General features: G+C 69.3%; 14 protein-coding genes. 4 read left to right on the forward strand and 10 right to left on the reverse strand.

Annotated elements, in window-relative coordinates; genetic code table 11:
* Nucleotides 1–7: 7 nt before the first annotated feature.
* The 3 genes from pucL to K2Y56_RS05650 all read right to left on the reverse strand — a co-directional run bounded on the left by pucL (nt 8) and on the right by K2Y56_RS05650 (nt 3,217).
* Complete coding sequence (pucL, locus tag K2Y56_RS05640) at nt 8–856, reverse strand: factor-independent urate hydroxylase (RefSeq protein ID WP_292505963.1); 849 nt, start codon at nt 854–856, stop codon at nt 8–10.
* A gap of 42 nt (nt 857–898) precedes the next feature.
* On the reverse strand, nt 899–2,275 hold the full coding sequence (locus K2Y56_RS05645) for a nucleobase:cation symporter-2 family protein (RefSeq protein WP_292505965.1): 1,377 nt from the start codon (nt 2,273–2,275) through the stop codon (nt 899–901).
* 150 nt (nt 2,276–2,425) lie between these two features.
* Nucleotides 2,426–3,217, reverse strand: coding sequence for a calcium-binding protein (locus K2Y56_RS05650; RefSeq protein ID WP_292505967.1), 792 nt, complete (start codon nt 3,215–3,217; stop codon nt 2,426–2,428).
* A gap of 223 nt (nt 3,218–3,440) precedes the next feature.
* Between K2Y56_RS05650 and uraD the strand changes: the two genes are divergently transcribed.
* The 4 genes from uraD to K2Y56_RS05670 all read left to right on the forward strand — a co-directional run bounded on the left by uraD (nt 3,441) and on the right by K2Y56_RS05670 (nt 6,233).
* The gene (uraD, locus tag K2Y56_RS05655; protein ID WP_292505969.1) at nt 3,441–4,322 is read left to right on the forward strand and encodes a 2-oxo-4-hydroxy-4-carboxy-5-ureidoimidazoline decarboxylase; all 882 of its coding nucleotides are present in this window, start codon (nt 3,441–3,443) and stop codon (nt 4,320–4,322) included.
* A gap of 2 nt (nt 4,323–4,324) precedes the next feature.
* On the forward strand, nt 4,325–5,578 hold the full coding sequence (locus K2Y56_RS05660; RefSeq protein WP_292505971.1) for an allantoate amidohydrolase: 1,254 nt from the start codon (nt 4,325–4,327) through the stop codon (nt 5,576–5,578).
* A gap of 83 nt (nt 5,579–5,661) precedes the next feature.
* Entirely contained in the window at nt 5,662–5,808 is a 147-nt protein-coding gene (locus K2Y56_RS05665; RefSeq protein WP_292505972.1) for a hypothetical protein, read from the forward strand.
* Nucleotides 5,809–5,960: 152 nt separating this feature from the next.
* Entirely contained in the window at nt 5,961–6,233 is a 273-nt protein-coding gene (locus K2Y56_RS05670) for a hypothetical protein (RefSeq protein ID WP_292505974.1), read from the forward strand.
* Here the strand turns inward: K2Y56_RS05670 and xdhC are convergent, their stop codons facing one another.
* The 7 genes from xdhC to K2Y56_RS05705 form a co-directional block, all read right to left on the reverse strand.
* Complete coding sequence (gene xdhC, locus K2Y56_RS05675) at nt 6,234–7,037, reverse strand: xanthine dehydrogenase accessory protein XdhC (RefSeq protein ID WP_292505976.1); 804 nt, start codon at nt 7,035–7,037, stop codon at nt 6,234–6,236.
* Nucleotides 7,034–9,394 (reverse strand): xanthine dehydrogenase molybdopterin binding subunit, encoded by a 2,361-nt coding sequence (gene xdhB / locus K2Y56_RS05680; protein ID WP_292505978.1) that lies wholly within the window; start codon nt 9,392–9,394, stop codon nt 7,034–7,036. Before xdhB ends, xdhC begins: the two co-directional genes overlap by 4 nt.
* Complete coding sequence (gene xdhA / locus K2Y56_RS05685) at nt 9,387–10,859, reverse strand: xanthine dehydrogenase small subunit (protein ID WP_292505980.1); 1,473 nt, start codon at nt 10,857–10,859, stop codon at nt 9,387–9,389. The genes xdhB and xdhA overlap by 8 nt, the downstream gene beginning before the upstream one ends.
* A gap of 214 nt (nt 10,860–11,073) precedes the next feature.
* Nucleotides 11,074–12,159 carry a BMP family ABC transporter substrate-binding protein gene (locus K2Y56_RS05690; protein ID WP_292505982.1) on the reverse strand — a complete coding sequence of 362 codons (1,086 nt, stop codon included), beginning with the start codon at nt 12,157–12,159 and terminating at the stop codon, nt 11,074–11,076.
* Nucleotides 12,160–12,192: 33 nt separating this feature from the next.
* A complete protein-coding gene (locus tag K2Y56_RS05695; RefSeq protein WP_292505984.1) occupies nt 12,193–13,119 on the reverse strand; it encodes an ABC transporter permease in 927 nt (308 codons plus the stop codon).
* A gap of 253 nt (nt 13,120–13,372) precedes the next feature.
* Nucleotides 13,373–14,449, reverse strand: coding sequence for an ABC transporter permease (locus K2Y56_RS05700; protein ID WP_292505986.1), 1,077 nt, complete (start codon nt 14,447–14,449; stop codon nt 13,373–13,375).
* Entirely contained in the window at nt 14,439–16,031 is a 1,593-nt protein-coding gene (locus K2Y56_RS05705; RefSeq protein ID WP_292505988.1) for an ABC transporter ATP-binding protein, read from the reverse strand. Before K2Y56_RS05705 ends, K2Y56_RS05700 begins: the two co-directional genes overlap by 11 nt.
* Nucleotide 16,032 lies beyond the last annotated feature (1 nt).

Consider the following 16,032-nt stretch of genomic DNA (forward strand, 5'->3'; position numbering starts at 1 on the left):
TGATTGATCAGTTCGGATCAGTCCTCCCGATCGTCGCCTCGATCTGTCCGTGAGGTTCGTCGGTCGGGAGGAAGACCTCACCGTCATTGGGAAGGCCGAAGGGCGACAGGTTGATCGGGATGTAGTGCTTGTTCGGCATTGCGAAGCGGATCTCCGAGATCTCCGGTATCGCGGCCAGCACGGCCTCGCCCATCCGGTACATGCTGTCCTGCACGCTCGGGCTGTAGGTTGCGGCGAACACCGCGATGAGCATCTCCAGCACCGTCGCATTCGCGGCTCCGCAATCGGCCGGCGCCGCAACCCAAGTCCAGGTCGCGTCCATGCTGGTGGCGGCGATGCGGTCGTGTGTGTCGGGAAGCGTGCGGTAGCCGTCGTCGACGAAATCGGCCCAGCCGGATTGGGTCGTCTTCATGAAGGTGTAGCCGCGCAGCCCGGATTGCAGCACAGATCCGGCACGGCTCGCCACGAGCTTGACGTATCCGGTGCCGTTGCCGTCCAGGGTGAAGGTGTGGCCGTGCGGGGTGCCGGCGATCGAATGGCGTAGCCAGCGCGTCTCCAGCGCCTCGACGCTGATCTCGCTCGCCTGGGGATAGGTGTCGAGGAAGACAGCGGCGACGTGGCCGGCGAAGGCCTCCTTGTCGGCCTCGATGTGCTTCGCCGCGGTGACGTTGACGATGTTCTTGACGCTGTCGGTGGCGACGCAGAGGCGGTTGTCGCCGCTGGTCCAGGCGCGGTCGAAGTCGCCCGTCATCAGGACTTCGAGGGTGAGTTCGCGCGGGGTATGATGCTCGCCGTCGCGGGCGAGCCGCATCACCCGCACCCGCCCCTTGCCGTAGCGCGACGCCGTCAGAGCCATCGTGTCGGTCCTTTCCTCAAGCCCCGCCCTCAAGCCCCGCCCTCAAGCCTCGGCCGCGTGGGCGACGCGGGCGGCCTCGGCCCGGGCCGAGGCCTTATCGCCCAACCCGTTGAAGAACAGGTTCAGGACGACGGCGCAGATCGCCGCGAGCAGGATGCCGGATTCCAGTAGCGGATGCAGCGCATGCGGCATCTGCTTGAAGAAGTTCGGCGCCACCAGGGGGATCAGGCCGAAACCCACCGAGACCGCGACGATGAAGAGGTTGTTGCGGTTGCGGGCAAAGTCCACCGAACCGAGGATCCGGGCGCCGGTGGCCGCCACCATCCCGAACATGACGAGACCGGCGCCGCCGAGTACGCATTGCGGCACCGCCTCCACCAGGGCGGCGAGCTTCGGGATCAGCCCGAGCGCCAGCATGATGACACCGCCGACCACCGCGACCCAGCGCGAGCGCACGCCGGTGACGCCGACGAGGCCGATATTCTGCGAGAAGGACGAGTACGGGAAGGTGTTGAACACGCCCCCGAGCAGCGTGCCGAGGCCATCCGCCCGCAGGCCCTTGCCGAGCCGGACCTCGTCGACCGGATCGTCGGTGATCTCGGCGAGCGCCAGGAACATGCCGGTGGACTCGATCATCACCACGACCATGACGAGGCACAGGGTCAGGCTGGAGACGATCTCGAATTTCGGCCAGCCGAAGGCGAAGGGTCGGATCACGTCGAACCACGGCGCGGCGGCGACGCGGTCGAGATGAACGAGGCCGAACAGGCTGGCGAAGACCATCCCCGCCACGATCCCGATGAGGACGGAAGCCGAGGCGAGGAAGCCGGTGGCGTAGCGTGTCAGCGCCAGGATCACGACGAGCACGAACAGGGCGATGCCGAGGAAGAGCGGCGCCCCGTAATCCGGGTTGCCGACGCCGCCTGCGGCCCAGTTCACCCCCACGCGCATCAGCGAAACGCCGATCACCAGAATCACCGTGCCGGTGACGACGGGCGGAAAAAGCGGCAGCAGCCGCCCGACCATCGGGCCGACGAGGAAGGCGAACAGTCCCGAGACGATGACGGCGCCATAGATGCCGGTCAGCCCGACATCGGGATTGGTGCCCATCGCCACCATCGGCGTCACCGCCGCGAAGGTCACGCCCATCATCACGGGCATCTTGATGCCGATGCCGGGCATACCCCAGCTCTGGACCAGGGTGGCGAGGCCGCAGGCGAAGAGGTCGGCGCTGACGAGGAAGGCGACCTGCTCCGGCGAGAGGCCGAGCGCCCGGCCTACGATGAGCGGAACCGCCACGGCCCCTGCATACATCACGAGGACGTGCTGGAGACCGAGCAGGCCGAGAGCGGCGGGACCGACCTCGGAGATCGTTGCGGTGTCCGAGGCCGAACCGCTCGGCGAGGAATGAGGGTTCATGGTCCGGAACCTCCCGGCGCCCATCGAGGCCGCCGGTCGTCGGTTCAGCAAGCCATATGCCACGGCCCGGCGGGCTGGCATCGCGTTCCGCCCACTTTCCGTATCGGGGTGGCGGGCGGGCCGGTGCGAGGCCGCTGGGCGGCCGGTGCGTCACAGGATGAAATCGCCCCACGACATATCGGTGGCACCGCCGGCGAGCGTCACGTCGATCGCCATGTCGGCCGCCCCGCCGTCGACGTTGACGAAGACCGTCCATTGCGTGCCGGAGCCGGTGGCCCAGACCGTTCCAGCCGCATTGCTGGCAACGGTGCCCTCGAACGTGAAGTCTTGGTTGCCTGTGCGCGTCAGGTTCGCATCCATGCCGTGAAGATCGATGCGGTCGCCCTCGGCACCGTTGAAATCGAGCACCTCGTCACGGGCCGTGAGGGTCGATTCGAGGCGATTGTAGTAGACGAAGGTGTCGTTGCCGGCGCCGCCCGTCATCTCGTCGGCGCCGCGTAAGCCGATGATGGTGTCGTTGCCGGTGCCGCCGAAAATCCTGTCGTTTCCGCCGGCCACGAAGACCAGCGAGTCGCCGACGAGGTAATCGTTGCCTTGGCCGCCGTAGATGAGGTCGTTGCCGAGCCCGCCCTCGACGCTGTCGTCATCGTAGCCGGCATAGACGGTATCGTTGCCCGAGCCGAGCTGGATGGTGTCATTGCCGGTGCCGCCATGGACGGTATGGTTGCCCTGCTGGGCCGTGGAGGTCGAGCCGATATCGATGACGTCATCGCCGCCTTGAGCGTTGATGAAGAGGTTTGTCGTGGAGGGCGCCAGGAAGAGGACGTCTCTGTCGTCGTCGAGGTTCTGGTAGCCGGAGCGGTCGGCGTTATCGAAATAGCGACCGATCCCGTCGCTGAAGCCGACGATCTGGATGGTCTGCATCGGATAAATCGTGGTCATGATAGGCTCCTGTGGGTCGGCCCGGCCGGCTGATCGCCTAGCGTGAGATCACCATGGCCCTCGCGACGGGCCTCTTCCGTGATCCGGATCACACAAGGATTCTTCCGCAGCAGGCCTTGCGGGCTCTCCGTCGGGTCGTGGCAGGCGACGTCTTGGCGCGGAGCCTGCTATGGCCTCGCCCGACTGGTCACCAGCCCGCCCTCGCGATCACGGGAATCCGACGATGCTCTCGCTCGACGACCTGAATGGGGCCAGCGGACACGATTTTGTTGCCGCCCTCGGCGCGGTGTTCGAGGATGCGCCCTGGGTCGCCGAGGCGGCGGCGAGAAAACGACCCCATGCCACGGTTGAGGGCCTGTTCGCCGCCATGCGCGGAGCCGTCGAGGCCGCTCCCGACGCCTTGCGTCTCACCCTGCTCACCGGCCATCCGGAACTCGCCGGCCATGCGGCGAGGGCCGGCGCGATCGCGGCCGAGTCCATCGCCGAGCAGGCTTCGGCAGGCCTCGACCGACTCTCTGAAGCCGAGTACGCCCGCTTCGAAGCCCTGAACGCCGCGTACCGCGAAACATTCGGGTTTCCCTTCATCCTCTGCATCAAGCGCCACGGCCGGGCTTCTCTGCTGCGCTCCTTCGAGGCGCGGGCGGCCTCGGATGCCGCCACAGAACGCGCCACGGCCGAGGCCGAGGTTCTGCGCATCGCCGCGATCCGGCTGAACGCGCTGGTGAGTGGGGAGGGGCCGCTGCGGACCACAGGTCGGATCTCGACCCATGTCCTCGACACCGTGCACGGCAAACCCGCCGGCGGAATCGCAATCGACCTTCTCGAATGGGTCTCGGCGGCCGAGACCGTCCTGGTGGCGCAGACCGTCACGAACGCGGACGGGCGCACGGACGCGCCGCTCATCGGCGGACGGCCGGTGCCGATCGCATCTTACGAGCTACGCTTCCACATCGGCGACCATTTCCGGGCTTGCGGCCTTCCGGTCACCGAACCGCCTTTCCTCGATATCGTCCCCTTGCGTTTCGGCGTCTCGGACCCGGAGGGGCATTATCACGTGCCACTCGTCGCGACACCGTGGAGCTACCAGACCTATCGGGGAAGCTGACCGTGAACTCCCTCCTTGACGCATTGCCCCCCCGCATCCAGGCTCGGCTCGACGCCCTCGCTGCCATCAGCGCCGACGCGAACGCGATCACGCGGCTCTACCTCACGCCCGAGCAGGCTCGCGCCAACGCCCTGGTCATGGGCTGGATGCGCGAAGCCGGGATGACAGCCCGCGTCGACGCGGCCGGAAACGTCATCGGGCGCATCGAGGGTGAGATACCCGGCGCGCCGGCCCTCGTCATCGGCTCGCATCTCGATACCGTGCGCGATGCCGGGCGCTACGACGGGCCGCTCGGGGTCGTCGTCGGCATCGCCTGCGTCGAGGTCCTGGTGCGGGAGCGCGCGCGCCTGCCCTTCGCCGTCGAAGTCGTTGGTTTTGCCGACGAGGAGGGCACGCGCTTCAACGCCACGCTGATCGGCAGCCGCGCCTTCGCCGGGACATTCGACCACGACAAGCTCGATTGCCAGGACCGCGACGGCGTCACGATCGCCGAGGCCCTGCGGGCGGCGGGCCTCGATCCGGCCCGCTTCCATGAGGCCGCGAGATCGCCGGCCGGGATCATCGCCTATCTCGAACTTCACATCGAGCAGGGGCCGGCCCTGGAACGGGCGGACCTTCCGGTGGGGCTCGTCACCGCCATCAGCGGCGCGACCCGTCTCGCGGTCACCGTCGAGGGCGTCGCGGGCCATGCCGGCACCGTGGCGATGGAGGGTCGCCGAGACGCCCTCGCGGGAGCCGCCGCCTGCATCCTCGCGGTGGAGGCCCGCTGCCGTGGCGAAGCCGGGCTCGTCGGCACGGTGGGGAGCCTCGACGCGGCGCCGGGCGCCACCAACGTCATCCCGGGCCGCGTCGGCTTCAGCCTCGATCTGCGCGCGCCCGACGATGCTCAGCGGCAGGCGGCTTTGGCCGATATCGAGGCCGCCTGGAGAACGATCGCCGCCATGCGCGGGCTCGGCCTGACGTGGCGCGCCGTCCACGACGCCCCGAGCGTGCCCTGCGACCCGGTCCTCGCCGAGCGCATCGCGGGCGCGATCGCGGCGGAGGGACATCCGGTCTTCCGCCTGCCGAGCGGCGCCGGGCATGACGGCATGGCGGTGGTGGCGCTGGCCCCGGTCGCCATGATCTTCGTGCGCTGCCGCGGCGGCATCAGCCACAACCCGGCCGAATTCGCGAGCCTCGACGACATCGAGGCCGGCACCCGCGTGCTGCTCCGAACACTGCGCGACCTCGCCGCCGAGGGAACGCCTGGCGAGTAACGCCGCGGCACGACGAAGCACGGCGGCATAGGCCTTGCGCTACAGCCGGAACGCAGGAGCGGGCTCGGCCCGCACGAGTCGCCATGCCGCGCATTCCCCGTCTCGCATTCACCGTCCGCTTCGGCTCGGCAGCGGTCCTTGCGGCCGGGTGGGTCGTCTGGACCGCAACCTCGATCACGACCGTGCCGCCGGCTCACGCAGAGGGCACGCTGACCGCACCTGCCGGATAGTCACGGGTGACGGCGCCGGGTGGATTGCGTGGACAGGCGGCCCTTCGACATCGACGCCTTCATCACCGGCGACGTTGAGCGTGGGAATAGCATCACGCGTCGGAACGCTCGGGGGTCGGGATCATTGTCAATGATCTCAAGGAGTTCCCGCAATGCATCGGCCGATGACGACGTGCACGCTCGCTCTGCTCCTGACCGCCGGCATCGCCGGCGCCTCACTCGCTCAAAGCACCGGCGCTCCGGCGGGCCGCGATCCCGTTACGGCACCAGGCGGAACCACCGGCGCAGCCGGCCCGCGCAACGAAGCAGAGGCGATTCGTAGCGGCGACGCGATTCCGGTTCCGCCCGGTGCGGGCGGCGTGCGGGTCCCGCCCTCGACGGCGACCGGGACGACGCCGACCGAGCGGCCGACGTCTCGGCCCTGATCAGGCGAAGACGGCGATCAGCTCGGCCGCCACCAGCGCGGCGATGACGGACGGTCGTTTGTCCCGAACCGTCGTCCCGCCGATCGGGCAGACCAGGCGGGCGATCCGCGCCTCCGGCAGGCCGAGATCGCGGAACGCGCTCACGAAGCTCGCCCGCTTCGTTTCCGAGCCGATCAGCCCAAGATAGGCGTAGTCGCCGCGCTCCAGAACGGTCGCGCAGATGAGGCTGTCGAGGGCATGGCTGTGGGTGAGGACGACATGGGCCGCCCCCGCCGGAGCCGCTTCGGCGATCCGGCTCGGTGCATCGACGATGCGCAGAACGGTCGGGCCTTCGACGGCCGCGATCTCATCCGCGCGCGAATCGACGATGCGGGTGCTGAATGGGAGCGGGTGGAGGGCGAGCGCCAGCGCCCGGCCGACATGCCCGGCCCCGTAGATGATGACCTCCGGCCGCGCGCGCAAGGTAGCGTCTTCCCGAATTCTGCGTTCCGCCAGAACGGTTTCGTCGGCGATCTTTATCCGAAGCGTGACATGCCCGCCGCAGCATTGGCCGGTCTCGGGGCCCAAAGCCATGCGCAGGGTGACAGGATCGCCGCCCTTCGCCAGCAGCCGCCGCGCCGCGGCGATACCCTCCCATTCGTAGGTCCCGCCGCCGATCGTGCCGACGAGGCCCGTCGCGGTGACCAGCATGGCGACGCCAGCCTCGCGCGGCGTCGAGCCCTTGGCCTCCGAGAGGGTGACGATCGCCGCAGGCTCGCCCGCCGCCAGCACCGCCGCGAGGGCCTCGGCGATGCTCTCGCTCATGGCCGCGACGGCGCGACCCCGGAGACCGCCGCCTTCATCCGGCCTACAGCGTCGAGCACCCGTTCAGGAGTCGCGGGCGCGTCGAGGCGCGGGCAGAGCGCGTGGTCGGCGACGCTCGCCACCGCATCGGAGATCGCGTGCAGCCCGGCGATGCCGAGCATCAGCGGTGGCTCGCCCACCGCCTTCGAGCGGTAGATCGTCTCCTCCCGGTTCTCGTTGTCGTAGAGCGCCACGTTGAACACCCGCGGGCGGTCGCCGCAGGCCGGGATCTTGTAGGTGGAGGGGGCGTGGGTGCGCAGGCGGCCGGTGCAGTCCCACCACAATTCCTCGGTGGTGAGCCAGCCGAGCCCCTGGATGAACCCGCCCTCGATCTGGCCGATATCGATCGCCGGATTCAGCGAGCGCCCGCAATCGTGGAGGATGTCGGCCCGCTCGATCCGGTACTCGCCCGTCAGGGTGTCCACCGCGGCCTGAACGCAGGCGGCGCCGTAGGCGAAGTAGTAGAAGGGGTGTCCCCTGCCGGCGGCCCGGTCCCAATGGATCGTCGGCGTCTTGTAGAAGCCGGTGGCCGAGAGCTGGATCCGGGCGAGATAGGCCTTGTGGATCAACCCGGCCCAGGGGATCTCCTGGTTCCCGACCCGCACGCGGTTTGGCAGGAACAGCACCGTATCGGGATCGACGCTCCAGGCCTCGGCCGCGAATTCGACGAGGCGGCTCTTGAGCGTCTGGGCCGCGTTGCGCGCCGCCATGCCGTTGAGGTCGGCGCCGGACGAGGCTGCCGTGGCGGAGGTGTTCGGCACCTTTCCCGTCGTGGTCGCAGTGATGCGGACCCGGTCCGCATCGATCTGGAATTCTTCCGCGACGACTTGGGCGACCTTGACGTAGAGCCCCTGGCCCATCTCGGTGCCGCCGTGGTTCAGCCCGACCGAACCGTCGTTGTAGATATGGACCAGCGCGCCGGCCTGGTTGTAGGCGGTGGAGGTGAAGGAGATGCCGAACTTCACCGGCGTCAGGGCGATGCCGCGCTTGATCACCGGGCTTTTCCGGTTTGCGGCATGGAGCGCCGCGCGGCGGCCGGGATAGTCGCAATCGAGGCTGAGCTTCTCCACCAGGTCGGCGATGCAATTGTCGCGGAGAGTCTGGTGGTAGGGTGTGACGTTGTTCGCGTCGGTCCCGTAGAAATTGCGCCGCCGCACCTCGAGCGGGTCGAGGCCGCAGGCGAAGGCGACCTCCTCGATCACACGTTCGGCCGCCACCATGCCTTGAGGTCCGCCGAACCCCCGGAAGGCGGTGTTGGAGACGGTGTTGGTCCTGTAGGGCCGCGAGGTCAGGTGGACCGCCGGGTAGTGGTAGCAATTGTCGGCGTGGAACAGGGCGCGGTCGGTGACCGGCCCCGAGAGGTCGGCGGCCCAGCCGCAGCGGGCGGCGAGCAGCATGTCGACGGCGCGGATGCGGCCGTCCTCGTCGAAGCCCACCGTGTAATCGCATTCGAAATCGTGGCGCTTGCCGGTGACGACCATGTCGTCGTCGCGGTCGAGCCGGATCTTGGCAGGCCGGCCCGTGAGCTTGGCGACGAGGGCGGCGATGCAGGCGAAGGGATGCGACTGGCTCTCCTTGCCGCCGAACCCCCCGCCCATGCGGCGCACCTCCGTGGTCACAGCCGCGTTCACGGTGCCGAGAACCCTGGCGATCAGGGCCTGCGCCTCCGCCGGGTGCTGCGTCGAGGTCTGGACGGTGACCTCGTCGTCCTCGCCCGGGAAGGCAGCCGCGATCTGGCCTTCGAGGTAGAAATGCTCCTGGCCGCCGATGGCGAGGCGACCGCTCAGGGTCTGCGGCGCTTCTGCAAGCGCCTCCTCCACGTCGCCGCGCTTCAGCGTCATCGGCGGCCAGACAAGGGCGCCGTCGGCGCGGGCATCGTCGAAGGTGAGGATGGGCGGAAGGTCCTCGTAGGCGATCACCGCGAGCCGCGCCGCGCGCCGGGCCGCGTCGCGGGTCTTAGCCGCCACCGCGAAAATCGGCTGGCCGAGGAACGAGACGACGTCCTCGGCGAGCAGGGGCTCGTCGTCCCGGTGCGAGGACGAGATCTCGTTGATCCCCGGCACGTCGGCGGCGGTGACGACGAGGACCACGCCCGGCGCGGCGCGCACGGGAGCGAGATCAAGCGAGACGAGGCGTGCATGGGCGCGCTCGCTCAGCCCCAGGCAGATATGCAGCATGCCCTCGGGCTCGGCCGCGTCGTCGATATAGATCGCGGTGCCCGACACGTGGCGTGCGGCGCTGTCGTGGACGCGCGACGTGTGGGCGCCGCCCTCGATCCGGTCGGCTGCCTTGAGGGCAGGGGGCGTACGGTCAAGCATGGATCAGATTCCCCACTTGCGCGAGGCGGGTCTCGTGAGCCTGCGGCGCCAGCTCGAAGGCGAGGCGCTCGATCAGATTGCCGGCGACTTTCAGACGATAGCTCGCGGAGGCGCGCATGTCCGAGAGCGGCGTGAAATCCTGCACCAGGGCCGTCTTGAAGGCCGCGATGGCGGCGCCGTCCAGCGTCCGGCCGATCAAAGCCGCTTCGGCCGCGAGCGCGCGTTTCGGGGTCGCGGCCATGCCGCCATAGGCGATCCTGGCCGACGCGATCCTGTCGCCGTCGAAGGTGAGGGCGAAGGCACCGAGTACCGCCGAGATGTCCTCGTCGAAGCGCTTGGATACCTTGTAGATTCGCAGCGCCTGCTCGGCGGGTTCGGGCACGGTGACCGCCTCGACGATCTCGTCCGCCGCACGATCCTGGCGGCCATAGGCGACGAAGAAATCCTCCAGGGAGATGTCGCGCCGGCCAGCGCGGCTGCGCAGGTGCAGGGTGGCGCCCATGGCGATGAGGGCGGGCGCGGCGTCGCCGATCGGCGAGCCGTTGGCGATGTTGCCGCCGAGGGTCCCGGCATTGCGGGTCTGGGCGGCGCCGTGACGGCGGAACAGCTCGCCGAGGTCGGGATGCAGCTCGGCGAGTGCCGCGCCCGCGTCGGCGAGGGTCACGCCGGCACCGATACGAAGGCCCTCGGGTGTTCTCGCGATCGTGGCGAGACCGCGCACGCGCCCGAGCCAGATCACCGGATCGAGGATGCGCAGGCCCTTGGTCACCCAGAGCGCCACGTCCGTAGCGCCGGCGACGATCGTCGCGTCGGGATATTCCGCCCTCAGATCGAGGAGAGCATCCACCGTGGCGGGGGCGAAGAAGCGGCCTTCCGAGCCCGTCACGGCGACGGTCTCGTCGTCGCGCAGGGCGAGGAGCGCGGCCAGGGTTTCGGATTCGCTGGCGTCGAACCGATCGGGGGAGGGCGCGGCCAGGACCTTCTCGGCCGCACGCACGATCGGGGCATAGCCGGTGCAACGGCAGAGATTGCCCGCGAGCGCATCGTCGATCGGACTCGTCGTCGGGAAGCTCGATGAGGCCGGGTCCTTGGTCATGGCGAACAGCGACATCACGAAGCCCGGCGTGCAGAAGCCGCATTGCGAGCCGTGCTCGTCGACCATCGCCTGCTGGACAGGGTGCAGGGCGCCGTCCGTCCCGCGCAGGTGCTCGACGGTGAGAAGCTGGCAGCCGTCGAGCTGACCGAGGAATGTGATGCAGGCATCGACGCTGCGATAACGGAGGCGGCCCTCCTCGGGTCGCACGACGACAACCGTGCAAGCACCGCAATCGCCCTCGTTGCAGCCCTCCTTGGTGCCGATCAGCCGCTCGGGGCCGCGCAGCCAGTCGAGAACCGTCGCGGTCGGGTCGCAGCCCGTGATGGTGCGGGGCTCATGGCCAAGGAGGAAGCGGATCTCGTGTCTCAACGGTCGTCTCCGTGGACAGCGTTACGCACTCACGTGCGGAGAGAAGATCCCCCTGCTCCTTCTCTCCGACCTCATCCTGAGGCGCCGGAGCGAAGCGGAGGCCTCGAAGGAGCCCTCCAGCCGAAGCAGGGGCCTCTGGAATCCACCTTCGGGGCCGCTTCGCGGCACCTCAGGATGAGGGTGGTGAGGAGAGTACGCCGCTTTTCTGAGGAGCCTATTGCGGCAGCTTGTCGTCGATGCCCTTCACGTACCAGTTCATACCGAGGATCATCGGGTCGGGAGCGCTCTCGCCCTCCTTCACCATCACGGTGCCGTCCTGCTTCACCACCGGTCCCTTAAAGGGGTGTAGTCTGCCCTCCGCGATCGCCTTCGTCGACGCCTCGGCCTTGGCCTTCACGTCGTCGGGCATGTTGGCGAAGGGCGCGAGGACGACCATGCCCTCCTTGATGCCGTGCCAGGTGTCCTTGCTCTGCCACGTCCCGGCCAGAACCGCCTTGGCCTCGTCGATGACGTAGGCGTTCCAGTCGTCGACGATGGAGGTGAGCTGGGCTTTCGGTGCGAAGCGCATCTGGTCGGAGGATTGTCCGAAGGCGAGCTTGCCTTGCTTCTCCGCCTCCTGCAGCGGCGCGGCCGAGTCGGTGTGCTGGGAGAGGATGTCGGCACCTTGCGCCAGCAGGGCCTTGGCGGCCTCCGCCTCCTTGCCCGGATCGAACCAGGTGTTCACCCAGACGATCTTGACCTTGATGTTGGGGTTCACCGACTGGGCGCCGAGCATGAAGGCGTTGATGCCGCTCACGACCTCCGGGATCGGGAACGAGGCGATGTAGCCGACCGTGCCGGTCTTCGAGAGCTTTCCGGCGATCTCGCCGCAGATGTAGCGGCCCTCGTAGAACCGGGCCGAGTAGGTCGAGACGTTGGGCGCGCGCTTGTAGCCGGTGGCGTGCTCGAACTTCACCTTGGGAAATTTCTTGGCGACCTTCAGGGTCGGCTCCATGAAGCCGAACGAGGTCGTGAAGATGAGGCCGTGGCCCGAGCGCGCCAGGCTCTCGATCGAGCGCTCGCTGTCGGCCTCCGGCACGTTCTCGAGGAAGCTGGTCTCGACCTTGTCGCCGAGCGCGGCGGCCAGGGCCTTGCGGCTCTCGTCGTGCTGGTAGGAATAGCCGTAATCGGCCACCGGCCCGACATAGACGAAGCCGACCTTGAGCTTGTCGCCCGGCTTGGTTTGGGCCTGCGCCGGGCCTTGGATACCCGCAAGGCCCAGCGCGAGGGCGCCGACGAGGGCGCCGTAGATGATCCGCATGATCCCCTCGATCCTTCTCGGGTGGTCCCCGCCTCAACGGTGCGGGGTGAAGACGCGGCCGAGCGCGGCCGGCGCGAGCGATCCGCCCTGGCGTCGGCCGAGTGAGAGCAAGACCAGGGCCAGGATCGTGGCGAGATATGGCAGGGCCGAGAGCGCCTGGCCCGGCAGTCCGAGCCCGGCGGCCTGGGCGTGGAGCTGGAGCACCGTCGCCCCTCCGAACAGCATCGCGCCGGCCAGGACGCGCAGCGGGCGCCAGGAGGCGAAGACCACGAGCGCGAGCGCGATCCAGCCGCGTCCCGCCGTCATGGCGGGCGCCCAGAACGGGGTATAGGCCAGCGACAGGTAGGCCCCGGCGAGCCCGGCGCAGGCACCGCCGAACAGCACCGCGAGAAAGCGGACCTTGCGCACCTTCAGGCCGAGGGCGTGGGTCGCGGTGTGGTCGTCGCCGATGGCGCGCAGGATCAAGCCGGCGCGCGTCCGCCACAGGAACCAGGACACGCCGGCCACCAGCGCGAGGCCGGCATAGACGAAGCCATCCTGCCCGAAGACGAGCCGGCCGATGCCGGGCAGGTCGGTGAGGCCGGGAATGTAGAGGTGCGGCGCCGGCTCGCGCTTGAGGCCGACATAGCCGGCGCCGACGAGGCCCGAGAGCCCGAGCCCCAGGATGGTCATGGCGAGGCCTGAGGCGACTTGGTTGGCCGCCAAACCCACGGTGAGAATGCCGAACAGGGCGGAGAGAGCCAGGCCCGTGCCGGCACCGGCCATCGCTCCGATGAGGGTCGAGCCGGTCTCGACGGCGACGGCGAAGCCCGCGGCCGCACCGAGCACCATCATCCCCTCGACCCCGAGGTTGAGTACGCCCGACCGCTCGACGACGAGCTCGCCGAGCGCCGCGATCATCAGCGGCGTGGCGGCGGCCAGGATGGTGACGACGATCATCTGGGCGATGTCGAGGGTCATGGGGTGGTCCTCGCGCGCCGTGCGCACCCCTCGCCCCGCTTGCGGGGAGAGGGCCGCGTCTCCCCCTCGTCGGGGAGCGCGGCAAGGCGGCAGCCGGAGGTGAGGGGGCGTCGCCGGACGAGTCCCATCCGGAGAGACCCCCTCACCCTCGCTCCGCTCGTCGCATGGACGACGGGGTCCATGCGACCCTCTCCCCGCCCGGCGGGGAGAGGGGATGGGCGCGCATCAACGTCGCTTGCGACTGAAGCTCCCCTCATCGCACCACCCCCGGCACCAGCCGCACCTGATATCGCGACAGCGCATCCGCCCCGAGAACGAGTGCCAAGAGCAAGCCCTGGAAGGCGCGGGTGAGGTCCAGCGGCAGCTTGAGGTCGATCTGCGCGCCCTCGCCGCCGATGGTGGTGAGCGCGATGACGAGGGCAGCGACGAGGATTCCTACCGGAGAGAGCCGCCCGAGGAAGGCGACGATGATGGCGGTGAAGCCGTAGCCCGGCGAGATCGAGGGCTGGAGCTGGCCGATCTTGCCCGCCACCTCGGCGATGCCGGCGAGCCCGGCGGCGCCTCCGGAGATCGCAAAGACCGCCATCGTGAGGCGCGCATCGCTGAAGCCGGCGAAACGCGCCGCGCGGGGGCTCGCGCCGAGTACCCGCACCTCGAAGCCGAACAGGGTGCGGGCGAGAACGAAGGTCGCGATCACCACGGCGGCGAGGGCGATCAAGACCCCGGCATGGAGGCTGTCGCCCTCCATCAGGTAGGGCAGGCGGGCGGCGTCATCGAAGGTGACGCTCTGGGGGAAGTTATATCCGGCCGGATCGCGCAAGGGCCCGCGGGCCATGTAGTCGAGCAGCAGCTCGGCGACGTAGACCAGCATCAGGCTGGTGAGGATCTCGGAGACCCCGAGCTTCACCTTCAGCAGGGCCGGGATCATCGCGTAGGCGGCGCCGGCCAGGGTACCGGCGATCAGCATTGCGGGCAGGACCCAGAAGGTCGGGCCGGCCATGCCGTGGGTCGCCACCGCGATCCAGCCGCCGAAGAGGCCGCCGACGACGAACTGCCCCTCCGCGCCGATATTCCAGATGTTCGCGCGGAAGCAGAAGGCGAGGCCGGTGGCGATCAGCGCCAGCGGGGCGGCCTTCAGGGCGACCTCCTGCAGCGACCAGATCTCGCTCAAGGGCGCGATGAAGTAGGTGACGAAGGCGGCGGCCGGCGATCGGCCCATGGCCGCCACGACGATGCCGCCGATCGCCACCGCAGCGGCGAAGGCGAGGATGGGCGATAGCGCGTCCATGAGGACGGAGCGCCTGGCCCTCGGGTTGAGGTCAACGCGCATGGGCGAGCGTGCCGGTGCGGGCCTGGCGGAGAGGGGGCTCTTCGGCAGCCGCCTCGCCGCCCATGAGGAGCCCCACGGCCTCGCGGCTGGTCTCGCAGGCCGGCATAGCCCAGGACAGGGCACCGTGGTTGAGGACCGCGATGCGGCCGGCGATCTCGAAGACCTCGTCGAGGTCCTGGCTGATCACCAGGATGGCGGCGCCGCGAGCGGCAAGGTCGATCAAGGCCTGACGAATATGGGCGGCGGCGAGCGCATCGACGCCCCAGGTCGGCTGGTTGACCACGAGCACCCCGGGCTCGGCCAGGATCTCGCGTCCGACGAGGAATTTCTGGAGGTTGCCACCCGACAGGGTGCCGGCGGCGGGGTCGGGTCCCGCCTTGCGCACGTCGAAGGCGCCGATCACCGCTTGCGCGAGCGCTTTAGCGGCGGCCACGCGCAGGATGCCGAGGCGGGAAAGGCCACCGGTGGCGTGGCGCGAGAGCACGGCGTTGTCCGACAGGCTGAGGCTCGGGGCGGCGGCATGGCCGTTGCGCTCCTCGGGCACGAAGCCAGCGCGCAGGCGGCGGCGGGCATTGATGCCGAGCCGTCCCGCAGCCGTGCCGTCGATGCGGATCATGCCGGGCTTGGGCGCGAGGGCTTCGCCCGACAGCGCATCGAACAGCTCCGCCTGGCCGTTGCCGGCGATGCCGGCGATCGCGACGATCTCGCCGCCGGACACCGTCAGCGAGACATCGCGCAGGGCGGTCCCGTGCAGGCCCGGAGCGGGAAGGGCGAGATGGTCGATCACCAACCGCTCGCGCCCGAGCGCCTTCTTCGAGGCCGGCTTCACCTCGCCGATCTGCGCGCCCACCATCATGGCGGCGAGGGAGCGCGCGCTCTCCTGGCGCGGGTCGCAGGCGCCCACGACCTTGCCGCCGCGCAGGATGGTGGCGCGCGAGCACAGGCGTCGGACCTCGTCGAGGCGATGGGAGATATAGAGGAGCGCGCGGCCCTCGTCGCGCAGGCGCTCCAGCACGACGAACAGCCCGTCCGCCTCGCTCGGCGTCAGGACGGAAGTCGGCTCGTCGAGGATGATCAGGCGCGGCTCCTGAAGCAGGCAGCGGATGATCTCGATGCGCTGGCGCTCCCCCGCCGAGAGGGACCAGACGGGCCGGTCCGGATCGAGCTTCAGGCCGTAGGCGGCGCCGACGCCGGCGATCTTCTGCTTCAGGGCTTTGGGCCCCAGGCTCCTGGGCATGACGAGGGCGATGTTCTCGGCGACGGTGAGGTTCTCGCAGAGAGAGAAATGCTGGAACACCATGCCGATGCCGAGAGCCCGCGCGGCCTCGGGATTGGCGAGCCGCACGACGTCCCCGCGATGGGTGACGACGCCCTCCGTCGGCTCCAGGAGCCCGTAGAGGATCTTCATCAGGGTCGACTTGCCGGCTCCGTTCTCGCCGAGCAGGGCGTGGATCTCGCCGGCCCTGATCTCGAGGTCGATCCCGTCATTGGCGGTGAAGCTGCCGAAGCGTTTGACGATGCCGTAGGCTGCAAAGAGCGGTACCGGCCCGTCTCGTCCGGGAACGGGGGCCTTGGCCTCCACC

The organism is Methylobacterium sp. (assembly GCF_019745455.1).
In the GTDB taxonomy this organism is placed as follows: domain Bacteria; phylum Pseudomonadota; class Alphaproteobacteria; order Rhizobiales; family Beijerinckiaceae; genus Methylobacterium.